Origin of the sequence: Pseudomonas helleri (genome assembly GCF_009600315.1) — a bacterium.
GTDB lineage: Bacteria > Pseudomonadota > Gammaproteobacteria > Pseudomonadales > Pseudomonadaceae > Aquipseudomonas > Aquipseudomonas helleri_A.
This window is the reverse complement of record NZ_WIWC01000021.1, coordinates 35,654-62,118: the sequence shown is the minus strand read 5'-3', so window position 1 is coordinate 62,118 and position 26,465 is coordinate 35,654. Positions and strand designations below refer to the sequence as shown.

22 protein-coding genes, 1 tRNA gene and 1 pseudogene are annotated in these 26,465 nt (G+C 56.3%); 15 read left to right on the top strand and 9 right to left on the bottom strand.

Translation table 11 applies throughout. The annotated features are described in order from the left end of the window. The first annotated feature begins 32 nt into the window (after positions 1-32). The 13 genes from GHN86_RS13995 to GHN86_RS13935 all read left to right on the top strand — a co-directional run bounded on the left by GHN86_RS13995 (position 33) and on the right by GHN86_RS13935 (position 16,477). Positions 33-1,361: an aminotransferase class III-fold pyridoxal phosphate-dependent enzyme gene (locus tag GHN86_RS13995; protein WP_153380472.1), complete on the top strand. Its 1,329-nt coding sequence runs from the start codon at positions 33-35 to the stop codon at positions 1,359-1,361. Positions 1,362-1,385: 24 nt separating this feature from the next. Beyond that, positions 1,386-2,813: an aldehyde dehydrogenase family protein gene (locus GHN86_RS13990; RefSeq protein ID WP_153386763.1), complete on the top strand. Its 1,428-nt coding sequence runs from the start codon at positions 1,386-1,388 to the stop codon at positions 2,811-2,813. 149 nt (positions 2,814-2,962) lie between these two features. Next, the gene (locus tag GHN86_RS13985; protein ID WP_153380476.1) at positions 2,963-4,999 is read left to right on the top strand and encodes an NADPH-dependent 2,4-dienoyl-CoA reductase; all 2,037 of its coding nucleotides are present in this window, start codon (positions 2,963-2,965) and stop codon (positions 4,997-4,999) included. Between the two features lie 481 nt (positions 5,000-5,480). Further along, on the top strand, positions 5,481-6,188 hold the full coding sequence (locus GHN86_RS13980) for a GntR family transcriptional regulator (protein ID WP_323369428.1): 708 nt from the start codon (positions 5,481-5,483) through the stop codon (positions 6,186-6,188). Positions 6,189-6,190: 2 nt separating this feature from the next. Next, positions 6,191-7,102 carry a dihydrodipicolinate synthase family protein gene (locus tag GHN86_RS13975; RefSeq protein WP_153380478.1) on the top strand — a complete coding sequence of 304 codons (912 nt, stop codon included), beginning with the start codon at positions 6,191-6,193 and terminating at the stop codon, positions 7,100-7,102. Next, a complete protein-coding gene (locus tag GHN86_RS13970; protein WP_153380480.1) occupies positions 7,095-8,612 on the top strand; it encodes an aldehyde dehydrogenase in 1,518 nt (505 codons plus the stop codon). Before GHN86_RS13975 ends, GHN86_RS13970 begins: the two co-directional genes overlap by 8 nt. Beyond that, positions 8,609-9,955, top strand: coding sequence for an NAD(P)/FAD-dependent oxidoreductase (locus tag GHN86_RS13965; protein ID WP_153380482.1), 1,347 nt, complete (start codon positions 8,609-8,611; stop codon positions 9,953-9,955). Before GHN86_RS13970 ends, GHN86_RS13965 begins: the two co-directional genes overlap by 4 nt. Before the next feature lie 68 nt (positions 9,956-10,023). Further along, positions 10,024-10,872 carry a glycine betaine ABC transporter substrate-binding protein gene (locus GHN86_RS13960; protein WP_153386761.1) on the top strand — a complete coding sequence of 283 codons (849 nt, stop codon included), beginning with the start codon at positions 10,024-10,026 and terminating at the stop codon, positions 10,870-10,872. A gap of 76 nt (positions 10,873-10,948) precedes the next feature. Beyond that, entirely contained in the window at positions 10,949-12,067 is a 1,119-nt protein-coding gene (locus GHN86_RS13955; protein WP_153386759.1) for a quaternary amine ABC transporter ATP-binding protein, read from the top strand. Beyond that, a complete protein-coding gene (locus GHN86_RS13950) occupies positions 12,064-12,912 on the top strand; it encodes an ABC transporter permease (protein WP_153380488.1) in 849 nt (282 codons plus the stop codon). The genes GHN86_RS13955 and GHN86_RS13950 overlap by 4 nt, the downstream gene beginning before the upstream one ends. After that, positions 12,909-13,760, top strand: coding sequence for an ABC transporter permease (locus tag GHN86_RS13945; protein WP_153380490.1), 852 nt, complete (start codon positions 12,909-12,911; stop codon positions 13,758-13,760). Before GHN86_RS13950 ends, GHN86_RS13945 begins: the two co-directional genes overlap by 4 nt. Before the next feature lie 108 nt (positions 13,761-13,868). Beyond that, entirely contained in the window at positions 13,869-14,894 is a 1,026-nt protein-coding gene (locus GHN86_RS13940) for a GlxA family transcriptional regulator (protein ID WP_153386757.1), read from the top strand. A 92-nt stretch (positions 14,895-14,986) separates the two neighbouring features. Continuing rightward, entirely contained in the window at positions 14,987-16,477 is a 1,491-nt protein-coding gene (locus GHN86_RS13935; RefSeq protein ID WP_153386755.1) for a DASS family sodium-coupled anion symporter, read from the top strand. A gap of 22 nt (positions 16,478-16,499) precedes the next feature. On the opposite strand, the gene GHN86_RS13930 is transcribed toward GHN86_RS13935, so the two are convergent. The 7 genes from GHN86_RS13930 to GHN86_RS13900 form a co-directional block, all read right to left on the bottom strand. After that, on the bottom strand, positions 16,500-16,871 hold the full coding sequence (locus tag GHN86_RS13930; RefSeq protein ID WP_153380496.1) for a Na+/H+ antiporter subunit G: 372 nt from the start codon (positions 16,869-16,871) through the stop codon (positions 16,500-16,502). Then, on the bottom strand, positions 16,868-17,146 hold the full coding sequence (locus GHN86_RS13925; protein WP_122782357.1) for a K+/H+ antiporter subunit F: 279 nt from the start codon (positions 17,144-17,146) through the stop codon (positions 16,868-16,870). Before GHN86_RS13925 ends, GHN86_RS13930 begins: the two co-directional genes overlap by 4 nt. Beyond that, the gene (locus GHN86_RS13920) at positions 17,143-17,631 is read right to left on the bottom strand and encodes a Na+/H+ antiporter subunit E (RefSeq protein WP_153380499.1); all 489 of its coding nucleotides are present in this window, start codon (positions 17,629-17,631) and stop codon (positions 17,143-17,145) included. Before GHN86_RS13920 ends, GHN86_RS13925 begins: the two co-directional genes overlap by 4 nt. Next, positions 17,628-19,313, bottom strand: a complete 1,686-nt coding sequence (locus tag GHN86_RS13915) for a monovalent cation/H+ antiporter subunit D (RefSeq protein ID WP_153380501.1) — start codon at positions 19,311-19,313, stop codon at positions 17,628-17,630. Before GHN86_RS13915 ends, GHN86_RS13920 begins: the two co-directional genes overlap by 4 nt. After that, the gene (locus GHN86_RS13910; RefSeq protein ID WP_003446102.1) at positions 19,310-19,654 is read right to left on the bottom strand and encodes a Na+/H+ antiporter subunit C; all 345 of its coding nucleotides are present in this window, start codon (positions 19,652-19,654) and stop codon (positions 19,310-19,312) included. The genes GHN86_RS13915 and GHN86_RS13910 overlap by 4 nt, the downstream gene beginning before the upstream one ends. Next, a complete protein-coding gene (locus tag GHN86_RS13905) occupies positions 19,654-22,572 on the bottom strand; it encodes a monovalent cation/H+ antiporter subunit A (protein WP_153380503.1) in 2,919 nt (972 codons plus the stop codon). Before GHN86_RS13905 ends, GHN86_RS13910 begins: the two co-directional genes overlap by 1 nt. A gap of 166 nt (positions 22,573-22,738) precedes the next feature. Beyond that, the gene (locus GHN86_RS13900; protein ID WP_397462598.1) at positions 22,739-23,668 is read right to left on the bottom strand and encodes a DMT family transporter; all 930 of its coding nucleotides are present in this window, start codon (positions 23,666-23,668) and stop codon (positions 22,739-22,741) included. A gap of 93 nt (positions 23,669-23,761) precedes the next feature. Between GHN86_RS13900 and GHN86_RS13895 the strand changes: the two genes are divergently transcribed. Then, the gene (locus GHN86_RS13895) at positions 23,762-24,325 is read left to right on the top strand and encodes an XRE family transcriptional regulator (RefSeq protein ID WP_323369979.1); all 564 of its coding nucleotides are present in this window, start codon (positions 23,762-23,764) and stop codon (positions 24,323-24,325) included. 157 nt (positions 24,326-24,482) lie between these two features. Here GHN86_RS13895 and GHN86_RS13890 read toward each other — a convergent pair whose 3' ends face one another. Continuing rightward, positions 24,483-24,914: a hypothetical protein gene (locus tag GHN86_RS13890; protein WP_153380507.1), complete on the bottom strand. Its 432-nt coding sequence runs from the start codon at positions 24,912-24,914 to the stop codon at positions 24,483-24,485. Between the two features lie 380 nt (positions 24,915-25,294). On the opposite strand from GHN86_RS13890, the gene GHN86_RS13885 reads away from it, so the two are divergent. Then, positions 25,295-25,368, top strand: a tRNA-Cys gene (locus tag GHN86_RS13885). A gap of 165 nt (positions 25,369-25,533) precedes the next feature. On the opposite strand, the pseudogene GHN86_RS13880 reads toward GHN86_RS13885, so the two are convergent. Beyond that, positions 25,534-25,686, bottom strand: a pseudogene (locus GHN86_RS13880) (integrase); the annotation flags it as partial. Positions 25,687-26,465: the final 779 nt, after the last annotated feature.

Here is a 26,465-nt window from a genome sequence, read left to right as displayed (position 1 = left end):
ATTCCCCCCCGTTCAAGCACACAGGAGTTTTTATGACTGACCTCGCCCACCTTGAAAGTGGCCGCGATTCAATGGCCTTTTGGGCACCTTTCACGCCCATGCGTCAGTTTAAGCAGCAGGCCATGATGTTCAGCTCGGCCCAAGGCATGTACTACACCACCACGGACGGCCGTCAGGTGCTGGATGCCATGGCCGGTCTATGGTGCGTGAACGCGGGCCATGGTCAGGCAAAAATTACCGAAGCCATTCGCGAAGCCGCCGGGCGTCTGGATTTTGTGTCCTCGTTCAAAATGAGCCATCCCGCCGCTTTGCGCATGGCCGAGCGCTTGATCGACGTTGCCCCGGCAGGCATGGAGCAGGTCTTTTTTACCAACTCCGGCTCGGAGGCTGTGGACACCGCCCTGAAAATCGCTCGCGCCTACCACCAGGCCCGTGGCGATTGCCGCCGAACACGCTTTATCGGACGTGCCAAGGGTTATCACGGTATGGGCTTTGGTGGCCTGTCCGTGTCGGGTATCGGTCGGCAGAAACGTGATTTTGGCCCTTTGCTGGGTGAAGTTGCTCATCTGCCGCTCCCGTATGACGCCAGCATGCGTTTCAGTGCCGGCCAGCCGGAAGGCGGTCTGCAGTACGCCCACGCGCTCACTCAATTATTGGAGATTCAGGATCCGGGCACTGTGGCGGCAGTCATCATTGAGCCGGTGACCGGCTCCGGCGGTGTATACCCGCCGCCTGTTGGTTATCTGCACGTGTTGCGCGAGATCTGCGACCGGCACGGCATTCTGTTGATTTTTGATGAGGTCATCACGGGCTTCGGCCGACTAGGCAGCAGCTTTGCCGCGCAGGCATTGGGCGTGACACCAGACATCATGACCACGGCCAAGGGTTTGACCAATGGTGCCGTGCCCATGGGTGGGGTGATCGTCAGCGCAGCGGTGTATCAAGCGTTTATGCGAGGCCCTGAAAATGCCATCGAGTTGATGCACGGCTACACCTACTCGGCCCATCCACTGGCGTGCGCTGCGGGGTTGGCCACGCTTGAGGTGCATGCCGAGCAAGGCATTAACGAACAGGCCCGGGCTATCGAGCCGCTTTGGCAAGCCTGTGCATTAGCCTTGCAAGGGGTGCAATGGGTTGTCGATATTCGGGCTATTGGCCTGCTCTGCGCGGTTGAGTTGGCACCGCGTGAAGGTGCCGTTGGCGCTCGGGGTGCAGCCGTGGCGCAAAGTTGTTTCGAGCACGGCGTGCTGGTGCGTGGCTCCGGTGACACCATCGTTATATCGCCACCCCTGGTGATCACCCGTGATCAGGTGGCACAAATCTTCGACACGCTGCGCAGTGCGATCCTGAGCGTAGCCTGAGGCAACTGAAAAATGGAGGCAAAAATGGATTTGCTCACGTTCTATATCGACGGGCAATGGTGCGCGCCCTCAGGCCAGCAGACGCTTGACGTCGTCGACCCCACGAGTGAACAAGTCATCGGGCAACTGGCTCTCGGTGATGGCGAGGACGTAGAGCGTGCCGTGCAAGCGGCACGCAGGGCGTTTTCAACGTGGTCAGTGTCTGCGCGGGCGGATCGCCTGGAAGTACTGGCGGCGATCATCGAGGGGTACGAGCGATGTGCCGAAGAGTTGGCTCAGGCCGTACACCTGGAAATGGGAGCGCCTCTGTCATTGGCGCGCAGTGCCCATGTGCCCGCCGGCAAGGGGCACTTGCAGCGAGCGTTCGAGGTCTTGCGCGATTACCGTTTTGACCAAGTCTGCGGGTCGACCCTGATCACTCGCGAGCCGATCGGTGTGTGTGGCTTGATTACGCCCTGGAATTGGCCGCTGAACCAGATGACTTGCAAAGTCGCCCCGGCGATGGCCGCAGGCTGCACGGTGGTGCTCAAACCCAGTGAGCGTGCGCCTTTGTCGGCGCTGATTTTTGCCCGGATTCTGCACGAAGCCGGTGTACCCAAAGGTGTCTTCAACCTCATCAATGGAGAGGGCCCGGTGGTTGGCGAGGGACTCTCGCGTCACCCCGGCATTGACATGATGTCTTTCACCGGATCGACTCGCGCTGGTGTGGCGGTGGCCAAGGCTTCCGCCGATACGGTCAAGCGCGTGGCGCAGGAGCTGGGAGGCAAATCGCCAAACATCATCTTGCCCGACGCCGATCTGGCCGCGGCGGTGCGCCACGGCGTGCTCGGTTGTCTGCGCAACAGTGGGCAATCGTGTAATGCGCCGACGCGGATGCTGGTGCCCAGAGCATTACAGGCTCAGGTGATCGAGATTGCTCGAAAAGTCGTCAGTGAGGTCTGTTTCGATGATTCTAATCCGCTCACGGCCCTGGGTCCGGTGGCTAACCACGCACAATTCGAGCGTGTTCAGACGCTGATTGACGAAGCGATCAATCAAGGCTCCCGCTTGATTGCCGGTGGCAGGGGCCGGCCAGCCGGCTATGAACAAGGGCTATATGTACAACCGACGATCTTTGCCGATGTAGAGCCGGGCATGCTGATCGCTCAAGAAGAGGTATTTGGCCCGGTGCTGGCGATCATGCCGTATGACAGCGAAGCGCACGCCATCGACATGGCCAACGACACGGTTTACGGGCTGTCCGGCTATGTGACAGCGGGCAGTACCGAACGTGCATTGCAAGTGGCCCGTCAGTTGCGTACCGGCATGGTTCACCTCAATGGCAGCAAGGCCGATAACTCGGCACCGTTTGGCGGCTACAAACAATCCGGAAACGGTCGTGAGTGGGGACGCTTCGGTTTTGAGGAGTATTTGGAGATCAAGTCAGTATTTGCTGCCTACCCTGAGGTTTGATCGGGGGAAGGAGGTGTGCAGTAAGGTTATTAATTTGTCACTTTCGGGCATTGAGCGAGCCGTATCAGGTCTTTAATGTGCCTGATATTCAACGACGGGGGCCGCAGAGTCTCCCGCGTGCCGTGAATCCCCTGATGTGGAGTGACCTGATGACAGCCAAGCATTACCCGAACTTGATGGCCCCGCTGGATTTGGGTTTTACCACCTTGCGCAACCGTACCCTGATGGGCTCGATGCACACTGGGCTGGAAGAAAAGCCCGGTGGCTTTGAGCGCATGGCGGCCTACTTTGCCGAGCGTGCCAAAGGCGGCGTTGGCCTGATGGTCACGGGTGGCATTGCACCTAATGACGAGGGCGGTGTTTACAGCGGCGCGGCCAAGCTGAGCACGGTAGAAGAAGCCGAAAAACACGTGGTCGTGACTCGCGCGGTACACGATGCCGGCGGCAAGATATGCCTGCAAATCCTTCACGCCGGGCGTTACGCTTACAGCCCGCGGCAAGTCGCCCCCAGCGCCATTCAAGCGCCCATTAACCCGTTTACTCCCAAAGAGCTGGACGAAGACGGTATCGAGAAGCAGATCAGCGATTTCGTCACCTGCGCCAAGCTGGCTCAGAGCGCGGGCTACGATGGCGTTGAAATCATGGGTTCGGAAGGGTACCTGATTAACCAGTTCCTCGCGGCGCAGACTAACCATCGCACCGATCGCTGGGGCGGCAGCTACGAAAACCGCATGCGTTTGCCGGTCGAAATTGTGCGCCGCGTTAGAGAAGCGGTTGGCCCGAACTTCATCATCATTTATCGCCTGTCGATGCTTGATCTGGTGGCAGGCGGCAGCGTCTGGGAAGAAATCGTGCAGTTGGCCCAAGCGGTGGAGCAGGCGGGTGCCACGCTGATCAACACTGGCATTGGCTGGCACGAAGCACGTATTCCGACCATTGCAACCAAAGTGCCCCGTGGCGCGTTCAGCAAGGTGACGGCCAAGCTGCGCGGTGCGGTCAAGGTGCCGTTGATCACCACCAACCGCATTAACACCCCGGAAATTGCCGAGCAGATTTTGGCTGAGGGCGATGCAGATATGGTGTCCATGGCTCGTCCATTTCTGGCTGACCCGGAGTTCGTCAACAAGGCAGCGGCGGGGCGCAGTGATGAGATCAACACCTGTATCGGCTGTAATCAAGCGTGTCTGGATCACACCTTCGGCGGCAAACTCACCAGTTGCCTGGTCAACCCTCGGGCATGCCACGAGACAGAACTGAATTACCTGCCGACCTTGGCAGTCAAGCACATCGCCGTGGTCGGTGCGGGCCCTGCTGGCCTGGCGGCCGCGACCGTGGCGGCCGAGCGTGGCCATCAAGTGACACTGTTCGATTCGGCCAGCGAAATTGGCGGTCAATTCAACGTGGCCAAGCGCGTACCGGGTAAAGAAGAATTCTTCGAAACCTTGCGTTACTTCAAGCGCAAGTTGCAAACCACCGGTGTTGAGGTATGCCTCAACACCCGGGTCAATGTTGCGCAGTTGGTGGAAGCCAGATTTGACGAGATCATTCTGGCTACCGGCATTGCCCCGCGTACCCCGGCGATCGCGGGCATAGACCATCCAAAAGTACTCAGCTATCTGGACGTCATCCTTGAGCGCAAGCCGGTGGGTGCCAAGGTGGCAGTGATCGGTGCCGGCGGCATTGGCTTTGATGTATCCGAATTTTTGGTTCACCAGGGGGTTGCCACCAGCCAGGATCGCGACGCGTTCTGGCGCGAGTGGGGCATTGATCGTCAGCTTGAGGCCCGTGGCGGCGTTGCAGGGATCAAACCGCAGGTGTCGGCCCCGGCACGTGAGGTGTTTTTGCTGCAACGCAAAAAGACCAAGGTGGGTGACGGGCTGGGCAAAACCACCGGCTGGATTCATCGCGCCGGGTTGAAAAACAAGCACGTCCAGATGCTCAACGACGTTGAATACCTGAACATCGACGATGAGGGCTTGCATATTCGCATTGGCGGCGGTGAGCCGCAGCTTTTGGCGGTCGATAACATCGTGATCTGTGCCGGGCAAGACCCGCTCCGCGAGTTGCAGGATGGCCTGATTGCGGCCGGTCAGAGCGTACACCTGATTGGCGGCGCGGATGTAGCGGCTGAACTGGATGCCAAGCGCGCGATCAATCAGGGCTCGCGTTTGGCGGCCGTGCTCTAAGGCAGTATTGACAGCGCTGCACCCGTCAACACGGTCAAAATAACCCGCATGACTCCTGCTAAGCGCAGGGGTGGTGCGGGTTTTTTGGTTTTCGGCGTTTTTATCAACAGGATCTGATCGATTTCGCACGGTTGGGTGCTCGTGCAGCCAATCCCTCAAGAGAACGTTGCAGCCAATCATGTCGCAAATGATCGTACGCGTGTCGCACCCGGTCGTCCTCGTGTGCCCCGGCATCTGATCCTTCTTTCTCAATACATTCCAAAAACGACGACATTCTTTCCTGATAGCGACGTCATTGTTTTTTAGGTTTATTTGTAAGTACATGATTATAAATAGTTATATCTAATTAATAGGGCTTTTTTGACTGTGTTTTATATGTATACATAGAAAATACAATCCGTTGACGACCTGTTTACCCCATGCGAATCTGGCTTCAACAAACAGCCGTTAACTACGGCGAAAACACCTCTGGAGGTTGTTTGTGAAAAATGGAAAAACCTGTCTTTACGATGACTTGAAGCGGCAAATATTAACGATGGAACTCGACCCTGATGAAGCGCTCGATGAAGTGCTGCTCAGTGAGCGATATGGTTTATCGCGTACGCCGGTTCGCGAAGTTTTTCGTCGTCTGGCAGGTGAAGGCTATGTGGATATTCGTGAGAACCGCGGTGCCCGGGTTATTCCGATGAACCACTCCACCCTGCGCAATTTCTTTCTGGTGGCGCCGATGATGTACGCGGCCATTGGCCGCTTGGCCGTACAGAACTTCAAACCCCGGCAACTCACCGATTTAAAAGACACACAGTCACGGTTTCGCATGGCCACAACGGCGAATGATGCGTTGGGCATGGTGGTCGAGAACAACCGCTTTCACGCCATCATGGGCGAAATGGCCGGCAACCCCTACCTGATGCCCAGCCTGGAACGGTTGCTGATAGATCACTCACGCATTGGCAATACCTTCTTTCGTCCGCACAACGAAGACATGGAAGAGCGTCTGGAACGCTCAGCCGAACACCATGATTTGTTTATCGAAGCCATTGAACGCCGCGATGAAGCGGGGGTGGTTGATCTTGTGTTTGAACACTGGGAGTTGTCGCGTCAGAACATGGAAATTTTTATAGCGCCCCAGGGCATTAAAGCCGACGCACTTGTCGATCTTTCAGGTCATGTATATCCGGAGAAATAATCTTGAAATTTGAAGGTATTTATACGCCCGCGGTAACGCCTTATACGCCAGACGGTGAGATTGACTGGAGTGTTTATTCAGAAGTTCTGGAGTCGCTGATTGAAGCCAACGTACACGGCATTATTATCGGCGGCTCGACCGGCGAATATTATGCGCAAACTGGCGAAGAGCGCACCGAACTGGCCGCCTATGCCAAGGACGTGATTGGCAACCGTGTACAACTGATTGTCAGTACCGGGGCGATACGTACCGAAGATGCCGTGCACTATGCCAAAGAAGCCAAAGCGATCAAGGCGGACGCGATTTTGGTCACGTCACCGCCTTACGCATTGCCGACGTCTCAAGAAAACGCTCACCATGCACTGGCAATTGATCGCGCCGCCGATCTGCCGATCATGCTTTACAACTACCCGGGCCGCATGAGCGTTTCGATGGATGAGGATTACCTGGCGCGGGTCAGCAAATCAAAAAACGTGGTCGCAATCAAGGAAAGCTCTGGCGACATGGCGCGTGTCCATCTGCTGGCCCGTGAGTTCCCGCATATTGCCCTGTCGTGCGGCTGGGATGATCAAGCGCTGGAGTTCTTTGCCTGGGGGGCCAGAAGTTGGGTGTGCGCGGGTTCCAACTTTCTGCCCAAAGAACACGTGGCCCTCTATCAAGCCTGCGTGATTGAAAAAAACTTCGATAAAGGCCGTCAGATCATGTCGGCAATGATGCCGCTGATGAATGCGCTCGATGCTGGCAAATTCGTGCAGTCGATCAAGTTCGGGTGTGAGGTGAGTGGCTTGAAAGTTGGCGATGTGCGCCTGCCGTTGCTAGCGCTGGATCCGGAAGAAAAACACGCCTTGCAAACCATCATTGCCACTGTAAAGCGCACCGTTGCGCACATCACTTCGGGGGCCAACCATGACTGATTTACTGACCAAGGCTGAATACGCGGCCCTCGCGCAATCGATTTCATTCCCGTCCCATGCGTTTATCAATGGGGCATTTAAACCGGCGATTTCCGGTAATACGCTGGCCACGCACAACCCGGCAACCGGTGCATTTTTAACCGATATTGCCGCCTGTTCGGCCGAAGACGTCGATTATGCGGTGAGCAAAGCCAAGGAAGCGTTTGAAGACGGGCGCTGGCGCTTGTTATCTCCCGGTGAACGCAAAGCAGTGTTGCTCAAGTTTGCCCGCCTGATCGAGCGTAATCGTCACGAATTGGCCGTGCTCGAAAGCCTGGACAGCGGCAAGCCGGTCAGTGAATGCCAGTTGGTGGATATTCCCGACACTATTCACACCCTGCGCTGGCATGCCGAACTGATCGACAAGCTATACGACAGCACGGCGCCGGTCAGCAATGATGCGCTGACGCTGGTGGTGCGCGAGCCAATTGGCGTGGTGGGCTGTGTATTGCCGTGGAACTTCCCTTTGCTGATGCTGGCCTGGAAAATCGGCCCGGCCCTTGCCGCTGGCTGTTCAGTCATCGTCAAACCAGCCGAGCAAACCACCCTCACCACGTTGCGTGTGGCCGAGCTGGCCTTTGAGGCGGGCGTACCGGCAGGGGTGTTGAATATTGTGACGGGCACCGGCAAGGACGTCGGTGAGCCGATCGGTTTGCACAACGAGATTGATATGGTCAGCTTCACCGGCTCCACCGCCACCGGGCGCCGCTTTTTACACTATTCGGCAGACTCCAACCTCAAGCGCATCGTGCTGGAGTGTGGTGGCAAGAACCCGGCGGTGGTGATGGATGATGCCGAAGACCTCGACCATGTGGCTGAACAGGTGGTCAACGGCGCCTTTTGGAACATGGGCGAAAATTGCTCGGCAACCTCTCGCTTGCTGGTGCACGAGTCGATCAAGGACGACCTGCTCAAACGCATGGGCGCTTATATCCGCGAATGGAAAATGGGCGATCCGCTGGACCCGCAAAATCGCGTGGGCGCGTTGGTCAGTCCGGAGCATTTCGCCAAGGTGAAGGGGTATCTGGAGCAAGCCATTGCGGCAAAACTGGACGTGGTGTACGGCGGCGATACGGTTGATGGCGTCTTCGTCCAGCCCACCGTCATTGATGGCGTTGACCGTGATAGCCGCCTGTTTCAGGAGGAAATCTTCGGTCCTATTCTGTCGGTGCGTACGTTCAGCACATTGACTGAAGCAATCGCTCTGGCCAATGACACGGTGTATGGCCTCGCCGCTTCGGTTTACACCGCCAGCCTGCGCCGGGCGATCAAACTGTCCCGTGAAATTCGCGCAGGTATCGTCACGGTCAACTGCTTTGGCGAGGGCGATGCCTCGACACCGTTTGGCGGTTACAAACAATCGGGCTTCGGCGGTCGCGACAAGTCTGTGTTTGCCCACGACCAATACACCGAAATCAAAACCATCTGGATCGATGTGTCTGATCGATCGGCAGACGAGTCCCTGATATGAGCCTTCATGCCATCAAGCGCTTGCCGGTAGACACCGGGGTTTCAGGTTGGGAGGCCATCTCCACCCGCACGGTTGCTGTGCGTCGTCTTGATGGCACGGTGTTGGCTGACTGGCTGATTATCGGCGCGGGTTTTGCCGGGCTGTCAGCTGCACGTCGGTTGGCGCAGTTGCATCCGGGCGACAGCATCGTGGTGGTTGATGCCCATGAAGTGGCGAAAGGCCCTGCGGGGCGCAACTCCGGTTTTATGATTGACGTGCCGCATAGCCTGTCGACCGGTGAATATTCCGTAGCAGGTGACAGCGCAACGGCGCGGGAAATTGCTGAGAATCGCCTGGCTATCGCGTTCGCCGCCGACGCTGCGCGTGAATATGGCATGTCGGCTGCCACCTTTGATCCTTGTGGCAAGATCAACGCCGCTGCCAGTGAACGCGGGCTGAAGCTCAATGTTAACTATGCCAAATCACTCAAAGGTATCGGCGAACACTACGAGATGCTGGATGCCGCGCAGATGCGTGCCATTACCGGCTCGACGTATTATCGCGGCGGTTTGTACACGCCCGGTGCGGTGATGATTCAACCGGCGCAGTACATCAAGGATCTGGCCGGTGGGTTGAGCAACCTCATCAGTTTGTATGAACAGTCGCCGATCATTGGGTTGTCGAAATCGGGAAATGGCTGGACGGCAACATCGACGGGCGGTGCAGTGCATGCGCCCAAAGTCATTCTGGCGGTCAATGGCCACATTGAAGACTTCGGTCACTTTCAAGGACGGCTTTTGCATGTCTTCACTTACGCGTCCATGACGGCGGCTTACCGCCCGGATGCTCTGGCCGGGCAGCCGGCGGGGCATGATCGGTGGGCCATTCTGCCCGCAGACCCTATGGGCGCCACCCTTCGAAAAATCACGGTTGATGGTTGTTCGCGCATTGTGATCCGCACCCGTTTTACCTATGACCCCAGCATTCAGGTGACAGCAAAGCGTGTGGCTGAAGTCGCACGTGAGCAGCGGCTGTCAATGGATGCACGGTTCCCGGAGTTGAAGTCCACGCCGTTGGAGTTCAGCTGGGCGGGTCGCTTGTGTTTAAGCCGCAACAGCGCTGCTGCCTTTGGTGAGATTGATGACAACCTGTATTCGGCGTGTTGTGAGAATGGCTTGGGCACGGTCAAAAGCACACTGGCGGGAGTCATGGCCGCCGAATTGGCCAGCGGCGCCGTGTCCAGTGCTTTGGATCTTTTCAGCCGGGCACCTGGGCCGAGCAAATTACCGCCGCGCTTCTTAACCAGGTTGGGGGTTAACTCGGTTATTCGTTGGCAAGCGTTAAGAGTAGGGCGAGAGGGTTAATACGTTTTAATAGCGGCTCTTTTAAATAAAAGCCACTTCACTGTTGTATCCGTCTATCGAGGCTCCTTATGAACAGAATTTGGAAAGCACTCTGCGCACTCACTGTGGCCGGTCTATTAAGTTTGCCCGTTCAGGCTGAAGAAAAAACCATCACCATGGGCACGTTGTCATGGGAGGACTTGACCCCCATCACCGGTATTACCAAAAAGGTGTTGGAGGACGCCGGATATACCGTCAACGTGATTAACTTCTCAGAGCTGGGTATTGCCTTTGCCGCGTTAAGTAAAGGCGATATTCAAGTGTTGGCTGCACAAACCGATTATGCCGCCCAGGATTATTGGAACAAAAATAAAAATCGCCTTGAAAAGTTGTCGCCTGTTTCATTTGGGCTGTATCAGGCCATTGCAGTCCCTCAGTATGTAACCATCGACTCAATGGATGAGTTGAATGCCAACGCTGACAAGTTTGGTGGCAAGGTCATCGGCATTGAACCCGGTTCTGGGGTCATGAACGATGCGGCCAAAGCGGTTAATGACTATGGCTTGAAGCTCAAATTGCTTGATGGCAGTACCGCAGCGATGACCGCAGCGTTGAAGTCCGCGACGGACCGTAAAGAGTGGGTTGCAGTGACTATTTGGGAACCGTCCTGGATGGCACAAAAGTTTGATCTGAAGTTCCTCAAAGACCCCAAGGGTTCTTTCTCTCCCCCTCAAGGTTATTACTGGGTCGCTCATAAAGGTTTCGCCCAGGCCTATCCGCATGCGCGTGAAGTCATGGCCAGTGTGTATGTGCCGCTGGCTGATATAACCGCCATTAATGGTGCGATGAAAGACGGTCAGACGGTCGATCAGGCCGTGCAGTCGTGGGCTGATAAACACCCGGATCTTTTAAAACGCTGGGGCAATATAAAAAACTGATTCGCCCTGTTTGTTGCCACTGCCGCCCTACGATTAATTAGAGAAATCAGGTCAAACTGGTTCGACGGGTTACGATATGACTACGGCTAAAATTGACACTAACGAAGTACTGGTGGATTGCCAGTCGGTCTGGAAAATTTTTGGTAAACAAGCGCCTGCTGCCATGGATGCGGTGGTTAATCAGGGGCTGTCAAAAACCCAGATCTTGCAAAACTACGGGTGTGTGGTCGGCGTGTCCGACGTCAGTCTTCACGTTCGACGAGGCGAGATTTTTTGCATTATGGGGTTGTCCGGCAGTGGCAAATCCACGTTGATCAGGCTGCTTAACAAGTTGATTGAACCCAGCGCCGGAAAGATTCTGGTCAAGGGCAAGGATTTAACCTCGCTCAGTCCTGCACAGCTACGGGAGGTGCGGGCCAAACACATCAGCATGGTGTTCCAGAGTGTGGCCTTGCTGCCCAACCGCACCGTGCTGGAAAACACCGCCTTTGGCCTGGAAGTGCAGGGCGTCGGCAAGACTCAGCGCAATCTGGTGGCCGAGCAATCGCTGGCAAAAGTCGGCTTGAGCGATTGGGCATCGCGCTACCCCAACGAGCTGTCGGGCGGTATGCAGCAGCGGGTCGGACTGGCGCGAGCACTGACCGCTGATCCGGAAGTGATATTGATGGATGAACCTTTCAGCGCGCTTGATCCGTTGATTCGTCGGCAGTTGCAGGACGAGTTCCGGCAGTTGACCAAGGAGTTGGGCAAGTCGGCCGTCTTTATCACCCACGATCTGGACGAGGCCATCCGCATTGGAGATCGCATCGCCATCATGAAAGACGGTGCAATCATTCAAGTCGGCACGGCCGAAGAGATTGTGCTCAACCCGGCCGACGATTATGTGGCCGAATTTGTGGCAGGGATTTCCCGGCTGCATCTGGTCAAGGCTCATTCGGTGATGACCCCGGTGGACGCCTATAAGGCCGCACATCCCGGGTGCGATATTGCCCGCCTGAGCAAAACCACACCTGAAGCCGATATCGACGAATTGATCGAGCTGACCATGAAGTCCGATCGTGATGCGCTCGCGGTGGTCGATAACCGGACGGTCGTCGGCATCATTACGCCACGCGACCTGTTGCGTGGCGTGCAAGGCATTCCCAATGAGGGTGTGGCAAGCCCTGCGGCCCATGAGCTGGAGCCTTCCCTATGAGCATCCCGGACTTTGCCAAACCCTTCGATAGCACAGTCGATTCAGCCCTCGAATGGCTGATGGATAACGGCGAGTGGTTGTTTAGCGCCCTTAACTCCGGACTTAAAAGTGCCTACGAAGCGGTGCAGTGGTGCATTGCATTTGCACCGTATTACGTCATCGCACTGATGGTGGCGTTGATTGGTTGGCGCATAGTCGGGCTGCGTTTTGCCATTCTGGCAGGGGGGGCGTTAGTGTTTTGCAACCTTATGGGCTTGTGGCCGCAGACAGTGAGCACCCTTGCGCTGGTGCTCACTGCCACGTTGCTGGCACTGCTGGTGGCTGTGCCGCTGGGTGTGCTGGCGGGGTTGACCCCGCGTTTTGACCGCGTCGTCGATCCGTGTCTGGATCTGGTGCAAACCTTGCCACCCTATATCTACTTGCTACCGGCGATTGCCTTGCTTGGGTATGGCTCGGCCACGGCATTGTTGGCGACGTTTATTGTCGCTTTGCCCCCGGCCCTACGCCTGACCTCGTTGGGTATCCGCATGACCCCGCGTGAATTTATCGAATTGGGCGAAGCCAGCGGCGTTACCGGCTGGCAGATGTTTTTCAAGATTCGTTTGCCGTTTGCCATGCCCAGCATCATGACCGGCATCAACCAAAGTTTGATGATGGCCTTCGGCATGGTGGTGATCGCCGGGATTGTCGGCTCAGGCGGGCTGGGTGAGGCCATCTACGGCGCCATTCGTACGCTCAATATTGCCCAGTCAATCAACGCGGCCATCGCCATTGTCATTTTGACCCTGATCCTTGATCGCTTGGCACAAAGTGCAGCACTGACTCGCACGGGAGCAGCTCAATGAGTACATCAAGTGTGTATTTCTCCCCGGGCGAATACCTGGCGCCGGGGGTCGATTGGCTCAACACCCATTTTCATGGCGTATTCAAAGGCATCGGGCAGGTGATTGAAGCGGTACTGGGTGTAGTAGAAGGTGCGTTGCTGGCGCCTCATCCTTATGTGCTGATTGCGCTGGTGGGTGTACTGGCCTGGGTCTTCACCCATCGTAACGTGACGATTTTTTCCGTCTTGATGCTGGCGTTTTGTCTGTTCTCAGGGCTTTGGGTGGCGTCCATGCAGACCATCGCGCTGGTTTCAGTGTCGGTACTGCTGTCGGTGGCCATCGCTTTTCCCCTCGGCGTGCTGGCTGCGCGGGTCAAGCGGGTAGACGACATCCTGCTGCCGCTGCTTAACATCATGCAAACCGTGCCGCCGTGGGTGTACCTGATTCCCGCCGTGATGCTGTTCAGCCTTGGGCAGGTGCCAGCGATTATTGCCACCATCGTCTATGGCATTCCGCCCATGCTCAGGCTGACCACGTTGGCGTTCAAGCAACTGCCCAAGGACTTGCTTGAATTGGGGCAGGCCATGGGCGCATCGCCGAGGGCGATTTTGTTCAAGATCGAACTGCCGACCGCCGCGCCAACGCTGTTGGTAGGGTTGAACCAGTGCATCTTGATGTCACTGGCGATGGTGGTGCTGGCAGGGTTGGTGGGCGCAGGCGGACTGGGGGCGGAAGTGACTCGGGGGTTGACCCGAATGGAGATGGGGTTGGGCTTGCGTGCAGGGCTGGCGATTGTGGCAGTTGCGCTGTTGCTCGATCGGTTGTCGCGCGGCGTGTTGCAACGTCATTCGCCACGCACGCTGGGTTGAGCTCGACGGGTTTTGCGGCGCCTTCAGCGCAAGCTTTTTAGGCTGTTGGCGGTTAGCATTGCGTCCACAAATAAACGCATTGAAATGCGTGATCGCCCACCTCAGTAAATGGATCGAGCCTTGATCGAACGACGTCAATTCAGCGGCGGCATGCAGGGTAAAAACCTGCGCTTTGTGAAAGACACACCCAGCACAACGGGCCCACTGGTGCGCACCGGCTTTGTGCTGCTTGAACATTTCTCGCTGCCCGCATTTACCCAGGCACTGGACACGATCATCACGGCCAATCTGCTGCGCGCCGGTCTATTTTCATCGCGCACGTATGGGTTGAGTGATGGCGAGGTGGTGAGTGATTTGGGGCTGGTGATCAGGCCGGATGCCCGGATTACCCCGGCGATCGTTCACGAGCTGGACTTGCTGGTTATTTGCGGTGGCTACCGCACTGAATTGAACGCCCACGACGAACTGACTCACCTGCTCAGGGCGGCTGCTCAGGCGGGTATTACCTTGGGCGGTTTATGGAACGGTGCCTGGTTTCTCGCCAGCGCCGGGCTGCTGGATGGCTACCGCTGTGCTATTCACCCCGAGCATCGACCCGCACTGGCTGAAGTGGCCAAAACCGCGCAGGTCACCAGTGAGCCTTTTGTGATTGACCGTGATCGACTGACCGCTTCCAGCCCGACCGGTGTCTTTCAGATGGCACTGGGCTGGATCAAGGGGCTGCACGACAAGGCGTTGATCGAAGGGATTGAGGACATTCTCGCGTTTGAAGAGTCACGCTATCGGCGCATCAAGCCTGCCGAAAACATTTGCGTGAGCGCGCCGCTGCGTGAAGTCGTCAAGTTGATGGACGCCAACCTGGAAGAGCCGTTGGAGCTGGAGCAGTTGGCAGTCTACGTGGGGCGTTCCCGGCGTCAGCTCGAACGCTTGTTCAAAGAGCAGTTGGGCACCACGCCACAACGCTATTACCTGGAGCTGCGCATCACCGAAGCGCGCCGACTGTTGCAACACACTGAGCTGTCGCAGGTTGACGTGTTGGTGGCCTGCGGGTTTGTGTCTCCCAGTCACTTCAGTAAGTGTTACAGCGCGTATTTTGGCTACAGGCCTTCCAAGGAAGTGCGCCTGGTCAAGTAACCGATGCCGGGTGAGGGCGCTTGACCCTTATCAAGGCCTGCCTGTCAGTCTTGGCCTATGCTCCATGCGTTTTCAAGCATAAGGAGAAGGCCATGAGCGCACCCGCAACCACCCCGCAGCCATCCACGGCAAAAATGAAACTGCCGTTAGGCTTGGTGATTGCCGTGCTGGTAATGGTGGGCGTGTTGTTGTTGCCATTACCCGCCGACTTGCCCGTCGCCGGGCATCGCATGCTGGCCATTCTGGCGTTTGCTGTAGTGGTGTGGATCACCGAGGCGGTGTCTTACGAAGCCAGTGCAATCATGATCACGTCGTTGATGGCGTTCTTGATTGGCATGGCCCCCACGCTGCAAGACCCGAGCAAGCTGTATGGCACCAATGCCGGCATCACCATGGCGTTGACCGGGTTCTCCAACGCGGCGCTGGCGCTGGTAGCTGGCGCCTTGTTTATTGCCGCTGCCATGACCCACACCGGACTGGACCGGCGTATCGCGCTGGTGACGCTGTCGCGTATTGGCACCAGCACCCGGCGCATTTTGCTGGGCGCCATTGCAGTGACCATCCTGCTCAGTCTGGTGGTGCCCAGCGCCACCGCTCGCAGTGCGTGTGTGGTGCCGATCATGATGGGTGTGATCCTCGCCTTTGGCGTGGATAAACGCTCCAATATCGCCGCTGGCATCATGATCGTCGTGGCTCAGGGCACCAGTATCTGGAACGTCGGTATTCAAACCGCCGCGGCGCAGAACCTGCTGACCGTGGGCTTTATGGACAAAATGCTCGGCGAGCGGGTGAACTGGCTCGACTGGCTGATTGCAGGTGCGCCGTGGGCCATCATCATGTCGGCGGTGCTGCTGTTTGTGGTGCTGAAGCTGCTGCCACCGGAAAGCGACAGCATTCCCGGTGGCAAGGAAGCGGTTGAACAATCGCTGGCCGAGTTGGGCCCGATGACGGCGCCGCAGAAACGCTTGATGGCGGTCTCTATTGCTTTGCTGCTGGCATGGGCCACTGAGGGCAAACTGCACAGCTTTGACACCACCTCGACCACGTATGCCGGGTTGGTGTTTTTACTGTTGCCGCGCTACGGCGTCATGACCTGGAAAGATGTTCAGTCGCGTATCCCGTGGGGCACGGTCATTGTGTTCGGGGTCGGAATCAGCTTGGGCACCGCGTTGCTGACCACCCAAGCCGGACAATGGCTAGGTGCCCAGGTGGTGGAGAACACCGGGCTGGATCAGGTGGGACCATTGGGGATTTTCGCCATTCTGGGCGCGTTTCTGATTCTGATTCACTTGGGCTTTGCCAGTGCCACGGCTTTGACCTCAGCGCTGTTGCCGATTTTGATCGCCGTGCTGCAAACCTTGCCGGGGGAATTCAATCGGTTGGGCATGACCATGTTGCTCGGCTTTGTGGTCAGTTACGGCTTTATTCTGCCCATCAACGCGCCGCAAAACATGGTCTGTCTGGGCACGCAGACCTTCACCGCCAAACAGTTCGCCAAGGTGGGATTGATTGTCACAGCCGTGGGTTACTTACTGATGCTGCTGTTTGGCGCGACGTATTGGAGCTGGTTGGGCTGGATGTAAACCCGGGTGGGAGCTAAAAGGATTAGCTCCCGCCTTCATTGCGCCCGCCACTGCTGACTTCCGGGGGCACATCTTCGCCGGCCATGCGCTTGCGAAACAAAGACGTGCGAGCCAGTAGCAACGTCGTTACGGGTACCGTGATCGCCAAGAGTATCGGGATCAGCCAGGCGTGCAGCACCGGCGTCGACTTGAGCGCCGAGAAATACAGGATTGAGGCCAGTGCCACGCACCAGGCGCCTAAGGTAGAGGCCAGTGCGGGTGGGTGCATGCGCTGAAAAAAGTCTTTAAGACGCAACAGCCCGATAGCGCCGCACAAAGCAAACAGACTGCTCAGCACCAACAACACGGCCACGGGTATTTCAATCCACAGTGACAACTCGCTGATTGAATTCATTCGATTACCTCGCCTCGCAAGAGGAATTTGGCCAGCGCAAACGACCCGACAAAGCCAAACAGGGCAATCAGCAGTGCGCCTTCAAAATAGGTGTCACTGGCGTAACGGATGCCCAGCACGAGCATCATCAGCATCGCCAGGATGTACAAGTAGTCGAGCGCCAGTACCCGATCCTGAGCAGACGGCCCTTTGAACAGCCGGATCACGGTCAGCACCATGGCCACGCTGAAGATAAACAGGCTGAGCAAGATGGCATTGGAGAGCAGAGCACTCATTCAAAGATCTCCATGAGGGGGCGTTCGTAGGCCGTTTTGAAATGCTCGATAAACGTCGCTTCGTCATCCAGGTCGAACACATGCAACAGCAGTACGCTGCGATCCAGCGCCAGTTCTGACCAGATAGTCCCCGGCACCACCGTAGTGATCATCGACAAGGCAGCCAACCCGTTGGCATCGCGCAAATCCAGCGGAATTTTGATGAACCGCGAGCGTGGTGGTTTCTTGCCCGCCGTGAGCACGCCCCAGGCGACAGCAATATTGGAGACTACAACGTCGTGGCCCACCAAAAAGAACAGTTTGAGGATCACGCCCGGTCGGCGAATACGAATAGGCAGAGGCCGCAGGGGCGCGAACATCATTGGCGCAAGAAAACCCAGCGCTGCACCGAGTAACAAGTTGCCGGCACTCAGTGAGAGATTGAGCAGCAACCACAACGCCCATAGCGACAACGACAACCATGGCGCAGGGAAAAGACGCTTCATGGCTGTACCTCCAGCATCGCCGCCTTGGCTTCCGGGCTCGGAATGGGGCGCGTGCCTATCACCGACATGACGTAATGCTCGGGATTATTCAGGCTGTCGGCAGCGGCGTATGCGTAATTCAACACGGGCTCGGCTTTGAAGGTGAGCATCACGGTCAAACCCAGCAGCACCACAATGGGGATGTACTCATAGCGGCGCAGTAAGGGGGAGGGCCGCTCAAGTGGGGTCCAGAAACGCTGAATACCCATTCGCGAGAACGCAATCAAGGACGCCAGACCTGAGAGTATCAACAAGGCCACAAGGCACCATGCCGCCGTCGAGATCGGTGCGTCGGAAGCATTTCCCAACCCTGAAGGATTAAGCAATGCGTTGAGCAGGCTGAGCTTGCCGATAAAGCCCGAGAGGGGCGGCATGCCAATGATCAGCAGTGCGCATGCGATAAAACTCAGCCCCAGAAAAGCCATGGTCCAGGGGATGATCTGCCCGACGACAGCTTTTTGCTCGTCATCCAGGTTAGTGCCTCTGGGTGGGTTCAATGATTCCATCAGGCCGGGCAGTTGACCGACATCATCCTCCAGCATCATTTCGTTGGAAGAGCGTGAGCGCTCAATCAACTCGGCCAGCAAGAACAAAGCGCACAAAGCCAATGAAGAACTGATCAGATAAAACAGTGCAGCAGCGGTCAGATTGGGTTGGGCGAAACCGATCGCAGACAGCAGGATGCCGGCAGACACCAGAATGCTCAGGCTGGCCATGCGTTCCAGGCGTTGAGCCGCGAGAATGGCAATCGCGGCGCAGACGATGGTGGCCATGCCGCCGTAAATTAGCCAGTCACTGCCAAAGTAGGCCGATGCGCCGGCCTGACCTGAAAACAGCAGTGTCCATAACCGCAGCAGGGTGTACACGCCGACTTTGGTCATGATCGCGAATAAGGCGGCGACCGGTGCGCTGGCCGCCGAATAGGCTGGGACCAACCAGAAATTAAGGGGCCACATCCCGGCTTTGGCCAGAAACGCGATGGCCAAAATGGCCGCGCCAGCGTGCAGCAAGCCGCGATCGGCCTCTGGAACCAGTGGAATTTTAAGCGCCAGATCAGCCATGTTCAGCGTGCCCGTGACGCCGTAGATCAAGGCCGCACCGATCAGAAATAAAGAAGACGCCAGCAGGTTGATGGAGATGTAATGCAGTCCCGCGGACACGCGTGCTTTGCCGGAGCCGTGAAGCATCAAGCCATAGGAAGCGGCGAGAAGCACTTCGAAGAACACAAACAAGTTGAAAATGTCTGCAGTCAGGAATGCGCCGTACAGGCCCATCAGTTGGATCTGGAACAGGGCATGAAAGCTGGCGCCGGCACGGTCCCAGCGCGCCATGGCAAACAACAGTGCGCAGCTGGCCATGATTGAGGTCAACACCAGCATCAACGCGGATAACCGGTCCACCACCAGCGCAATCCCGAACGGAACACTCCAGTTGCTGGGCAGGTACACGCCAATAGCTGCTGGCGCTGATTGTTGCTGAGTCCAGAGCAGTAACAGCACTGCAATGCCCACACCCGTCAGGGTGGATATCAGATTGATTCGGGCCTTGAGCGGGCGACGTTTTTCACCCAGTAACAGCATGCATGCAGCCGTCAGCAGCGGCAGCAGAATGGGAGCGACAATCAAATGGGGCATCAAATTCATTCTTTAGGCTCCCGGCCATCAACGTGGTCGGTACCGGTCAAGCCCCGAGAGGCCAGCAAGACCACCAGAAACAGCGCGGTCATGGCGAAACTGATGACGATGGCGGTCAACACCAGAGCCTGTGGCAACGGGTCTGTGTAATTGAGCAGGTCTTGTGGCACGCCGTCCTTGATCACCGGCTCTTTGCCGATAAACAGGCTGCCCATGCTGAAGATAAACAGGTTGACCCCGTAGGACAGCAGACACAGGCCCATAACCACTTGAAAGGTACGCGGACGCAGCACCAGCCAAGTGCCGGACGCCGCGAGTACTCCGATTGCAATAGCAATGACTTCTTCCATCAGGCGGCTCCCGTCTTGGGTTGAGCGCCAGGCTGGTTGCCTGGACGATGGGCGCGCACAGACTGGTGCGCCAGCGCCGTGAGGATCAGCAAGGTGGCGCCGACTACGACGGCGTACACGCCTATATCGAAAAACAGTGCGCTGGCTACGTGGATGTCGCCCAGCAATGGCAGGTTGAAATGTGCGGTATGGGTGGTCAGAAACGGATAGCCCAGCGGAATGGAACCAATGCCGGTCAGTGTGGCGCACAGCAGGCCTGTGCCCATCCAACGCAGCGGACGCAAACTCATCTGTGCTTCGACCCACTGCGTACCGGCCACCATGTATTGCAGAATAAACGCGACGCTCATCACCAGACCGGCGACAAAACCGCCACCCGGCTGATTGTGGCCACGCATAAACAGATACATCGACACCACAAAAGCAATCGGCAGCAGTAAGCGCACCAGCACGGCAGGCACCATCATAAAGCCCAGTGCGGTATCGCTGGCGCTGCGCGGATTAACCAGATCAGTCACGACGTCCTTGGCCAGCAGGCGCTGTTGGGCGGGCAACTCCATGCTCTCTTTGGGAGGGCGGAAGCGACGTAACAGGGCAAAAACAGTCAGCGCCACGGCAGCCAGTACGGTGATTTCACCCAGGGTATCGAAGCCCCGGAAGTCCACCAGCATGACGTTGACCACATTGCTGCCGCCGCCTTCGGGCAAAGCGCGACTGAGGTAAAACGAGGAAATATCGTTTGGGGTCTGCCGCGTCAGCATGGCGTAAGACAGCAAGGCCATGCCGCCGCCCACCGCAGTGGACAACAGCAAGTCGCGCAGACGGCGGATGCGCGCTTTGCGCAACGTGCCGGGCAGTGGAGAGACTTCTTCGATACGGCGAGGCAGCCAGCGCAGACCGAGCAGAATCAGCACCGTGGTCACCACTTCGACCACCAACTGGGTCAGTGCCAGATCCGGCGCCGAGAACCATACAAAGGTCACGCAGGTCATAAGGCCGCAGACACTGACCATGGTCAGCGCTGCCAGACGGTGATACTTGGCTTGCCAGGCTGCGCCCAATGCACAGGCAATCGCCAGCAGCCACAAAGTCACGAAGACGATCGAGCCCGGTATCTTCGGCCGGTCGCCCCAGGTAAGGCCGCTGTTGTACATGGGAATCAAGCCAGCAATGACTGCGACCACGATGAGCAGGAACAACTGACTTTGCAGGCGTTGAGTGCTGATGCGCCGCTCAATGCGCCGTGCCCAGCGCATCAGTATCACCACGCTGCGCTCAAAGAAGCGTTTGCCATTGAAGAAGCCGATCAGTGGGGGCAACGCATAACGGCCCAGTTTGAGTTGTTTGCGCAGTACTACATACAGCAGGATGCCGCCGGACATGGCGATCAGGCTCATGATCATCGGTGCATTCAAGCCGTGCCAGATGGCCAGGCTGTACTCAGGCAACTCACCACCTACCACCGGTTGCGCCGCAGCGGCCAACAATGGGCCGACCGTTTGCGCCGGAAAAATACCGACCATCAGGCAGGTAAACACCAGCAGCTCAACCGGGGCACGCATCCAGCGCGGCGGCTCATGGGGTGTAAGCGGTAAGTCGGTGGGCGGTGGGCCGAAGAACACATCCACGGTAAAGCGCAGGGCGTAGGCAACGCTAAATGTACCGGCGATGGTAGCGATCACCGGCAAGGCGATTTCAACCCAGGCGGTGGAGTTGATGAAGACGGTTTCGGCGAAGAACATCTCTTTGGACAGGAAGCCGTTAAGCAGGGGCACGCCCGCCATCGAGGCACTGGCAACCATGGCCAGCGTCGCCGTGTAGGGCATTAGCTTGAAAAGACCGCTCAGTTTGCGGATGTCCCGGGTACCCGATTCATGGTCGATGATACCCGCGGCCATAAACAGTGAAGCCTTGAAGGTCGCGTGGTTAAGGATGTGAAACACCGCAGCGACAGCGGCCAAAGGGCTATTAAGGCCAAGCAGCAATGTAATCAGACCCAAGTGACTGATGGTCGAATAAGCCAGCAAGCCCTTGAGGTCGTTTTGAAACATTGCACAGTAGGCGCCGAGCACCAGGGTGCAGGCGCCAGCCCCGCTAACGATCCAGAACCATTCTTCCGTGCCCGAAAGGGAAGGCCAGAGGCGGGCGAGCAGAAACACCCCGGCCTTGACCATGGTTGCCGAGTGCAGATAAGCCGAGACGGGTGTGGGGGCCGCCATCGCATGGGGCAACCAGAAGTGAAAAGGAAATTGCGCACTTTTGCTCAGCGCGCCGATCAGAATGAGAGGGAGCAGAATCGGATACAGGCTGTGCGCGCGAATTTTGTCGCCTGCTGCCAGCACGGCATCCAGATCATAGCTGCCGACGACATGGCCAAGCAGCATGACCCCCGCCAGCAAGCACAATCCGCCAGCGCCTGTGACCATCAACGCCATATAGGCGCCGCGTCGGGCATCTGAGCGATGGTGCCAATAACCAATCAACAAGAAAGAAAAAAGGCTGGTGAGCTCCCAGAAAAATACAATCTGGATCAAGTTGCCTGAAATGACCAGGCCGAGCATCGCCCCCATAAAGGCCAGAAAAAAAGCAAAGAAGCGCGGCACCGGATCATCGGGTGACATGTAATAGCGGGCATATAACGACACCAACGTGCCGATCCCCAATACAAGGATCGAGAACAGCCATGCGAACCCGTCCATGCGCAGGACGAAATTCAGCCCAAGACTGGGCAGCCACATAAACTCTTCACGTATCACGCCACCGTGGGCGATTTGCGGGTAGAGCAAGGCAACCTGGATTGTACCGATCAGTGCAATCAGACCGGCCAGCAGAGATTCACTGTTACGTGCGTTGTGCGGCAAAACAGCCGCCAGACAGCTGCCTACAAAGGGCAGAAGCAGTAGAACTATCAGGGACATAGGCTTCTAATCTGCAGGAGTTTGTGAGCGATCATACGTGGCGGCAGGTCGATCACCAATAAGGAAGCTGGAGATGAATCCTACAAAATGTGTGCAAAGAGTCAGTGGCACTGCTCAATTACCTCCCTGTATGTGCGCATTAGAGTGTGGGAAAGTGCGTAGAGCATCAGTCACAGGCTTCATTGTTTGGCTTCGCCTCGTTATCACCGAGGGCCTTACCCTTGAGTTTTAACTCACTCACGATCACTGCCGCAACAATCAACACCGCACCGAGCAAGGCTATGGCGGGCAAGCGCTCCCCGGCTAAACGCCCTGCGATCCCGGCCCAGACGGGTTCTCCCGCATAAATTAGCGTGGCGCGGGTGGGCGAAACGCTCTTCTGAGCCCAGTTCATGGCGACCTGAATCACGGCACTGGCAGCACCCAAGCCAAGGGCGCTGGCTAATAGAAGCCATGAGAAATCAGGAATGGTTTCCTGTGTGGGGACTGTCATCAAAAAAGCCAATATAGACGCTGTGCTCAGTTGTATGACAGTGACTCGGCGAACATCGACTTTGCCAGCATAGGCGCTGATAAGGATTATTTCTGCAGCGATGGCAATAGCGCTGATCAGCGTAGCAATTTCACCTGAGCTGAAATTCAGCGATGCGCTGCCAGGGCCGGACAACAGCATCAATCCGGAAAATGCCAGAACGATCCCTATACTCGGCATCAGGCCGGGCCTGCGTCCCAGTACCAACCATTGTAAGAGGGGTACGAAAGGCACATAGAGGGCTGTAATAAAAGCTGACTGGCTACTGGGAATTGTTTGCAGTCCAATGGTTTGCAAACCGTAACCGAACATGATAGCCACGCCTATAAACACCCCGGCCTTTATTTCCAGTGCGGTAATGCCGCGCAGGTTGCGAATCGAAAAAAGGGCAACCATCAGCGCTGCAGCGGCAAATCGCAGACCGACAAAAAACATCGGCCCGCTTGACGTCAGCGCATGCTGTACGAGAAGAAAAGTGACACCCCAGACCATGGTAATGAGGATCAGCACACACTCGGCCTTGCTGAAACGGGACGTAAGAGATAACAGTTTGGGGCGTTTCAATATCGTCATTGCCTTGCACGCTGCCGGTGGAGAGACGCACAATGCGCCAAAGCTGAGCAGTATACTGCGCAGCCCCACAAGGTGAGCAATATAGTGCCCAAAGAAAATTTGCAGCGCGCATCGGTTTTACAACATGTCAGTCAGAACGTACGACGTCTGAGATTGGTGGCGCACTTGAGCCAGAGTTCATTGGCTGAGCTGTCCGGGGTTAGCCGTCGCATGTTGGTGGCCATTGAAGCGGGCGAGAAAAATGTCAGCTTGAGTACACTTGATCGTGTCGCCGAAGCGCTGGATGTTGCATTTAGTGACTTGATACAAGCGCCGGGGGCCGCAGATACCAGTCGTATCAATGAAGTGGCCTGGACAGTATCAACTGCACGAAGCAAGGCAGTGTTATTGGCCAAGGCAGAGGCCAAAAGGGAAGTGGAGTTGTGGGAATGGACGCTGGAGCCGGGGGAGCAGTATCAGTCTCAAGCAGATGCCGAAGGCTGGAGTGAGCAGCTTTACGTATGTGAAGGCTGCTTGACCTTGGTCATTGGCGATCAGGTACTGCATTTTGGTGCGCACGAGTTTTACATGTACCCCAGTAACACGCCTCATGCTTACCGAAACGATGGCGATGTTGCCGTACGTTTTATCCGCAATGTAGTGATATGAGAGTAGGTGGCGGGACAGGAGTCCCGCCGGGCCAGCCGACTGGCAATAGGTACTTTAGCTTTTACAGTTCATTAGGCGAAACTGCGCAAGTAGGGTATGTACTGACTGGGGAATCAGCCCGAGAACCAATTGCCTGACAGACTGGACATGCATTCACTTAACGGATGCTTTTGATGCTGCCTTTGTTGCCAGTCACGGTCACATTCACCTTTTTGAAGATGAAATAGTCTTGAACAGACACGGCATAGCGCGGGGCAACGATCAAATCAGAGCCAGAGCTCTTGACTGCTTTGTACGCAGCTGCAGCTTTAGTAGCCGAGATTGGATCTGGCAGGCTGAAGGCTGGAGCAGGGCCACCATAGCTCACACCGTCTGCGAACTGGCTGTCGCCAGAGATTTTCAGCACGCCAAACAGAATGTTTGAAGTTGACTGGCCAGTAATTTCCCCGCCTACATCAATGTTTGCCTTCAGATCGGCAGTTACAGTACCTGCAATCGGAGCGTTAGGTTGGCTAACGTTGTGGCTCATGCATCCAGTCGTAGCCAATACCACTACAGCAGCAGCTGCAGACATCCATAATTTGTTCATTGCAAAGCTCCAAAAAAGTGCGTCAGTCCGTTCGTTAACGGCGGCGAGACTTTACGTGAGCACCTAGTGAGTGGAAGTCGGCCAAAGTCCAATTAGGTTGTAGGCAAAAGTGACACGTTTGGTAGGACGTGCAAATCAACCTTCAGGAACGATGCGAGTCAGCAGAACCCGGAGGGTTATGACGTGAGGACGCGGGCTGAGAGATGTACTAAAAATTATTAGAATTCAGGGGGTTGCCAGCATCGTTCTTCTCGTACATAATGCGCGCCATCAGCTCAGGGCAACCACCTGAATGACTGAAGATTCATAGGCTTGCGACGATAGAATCGTCCGAGCGAGATTTTATTTTTGATTTTGAATGTTGAATTTCAAAAATATTTGGCCGAATAGCAAAATGGTTATGCAGCGGATTGCAAATCCGCCCACGCCGGTTCGATTCCGGCTTCGGCCTCCACATTCGAAAGCCCCGCAGATCAAGGTCTGCGGGGTTTTTTTATGTCTGTGATTTGAGGATCACTTCCGCAACTTTTAAGATCGCTTCCGCAAGTAGTCACTTCAATCCTTAAATTGGGTAAGGTCAAACCTCAGTCTGTTCCGCCATCTCTAGGGCTTCATCGACCTAAATCTCTAGGTATCGAACAGTACTCTCCAGCTTCGTATGGCCGAGCAGCAACTGAACCGCCCGCAGGTTCTTCGTCCTGCGATAGATCAGTGATGCCTTAGTGAGTTTCATTGTGTGTACGCCATACATGGCTGGATCAAGGCCCACTGAATGGTCCCTCGTTTCCTAGACTCCTTGAGCGGCTGCATATGGCACAGAGAGTGTGAAAACGTGTCGCCATAATCGAAGTGTGCGATTCACCGTTAAATCTGAAATTTATCGGCACATCAGCAGATGTGGATTTTGCGTAGAAGAGCGGTTTCCAGTCTGGCTTTGAGTAGCTGTCGCACGTGAAAAACGTTTTGACACAGCCTGGGCCGATAGCAGTCCTTAGCGATAGGCTGCTATCGGCCAATAGCTGCCGATCAGCACTGGCCGAAATCGACCCAATTCTTCCAATCGATACTCACAGGCCAGTAGGCCAATGTGACGCATCAGCAGTCCAGCGTACCGCTGAGCATGCAAACAACCTAATACGAGCACGCGGCAGTGACCTCCTGCCTCCAAACTAATCCGGAGTGAATGCGAAGCGGCCGGCGATCTAGCAGCAAACGGTAGTGGCCGAAACGCACTCCCTGAGTAGTATGCTCATTCGGACTACAGCTTTGCCAGCCGGTCTGTCAGCAGCGGTTTTCAGTAAGGTGACATAATGATCAAGTTAAGAAAGTCGTTCACGAATGCATCGTCAAACTAAATCCCGCTCCCTTCATGCGTGCAGCTTTTTCCCCTACCTGACGATGTAGTGACGACACCAAGATTGCATGAGTAGATTCCATAATCTTCTGAAACTTTATATCGGACCGAGTCACAATCCCAAGGACCATTGTATAGGTCAGCGCTCGGCACTAACCATTGGTACGTCACGGTGTTCAAGATGCGCGAAATCAGCA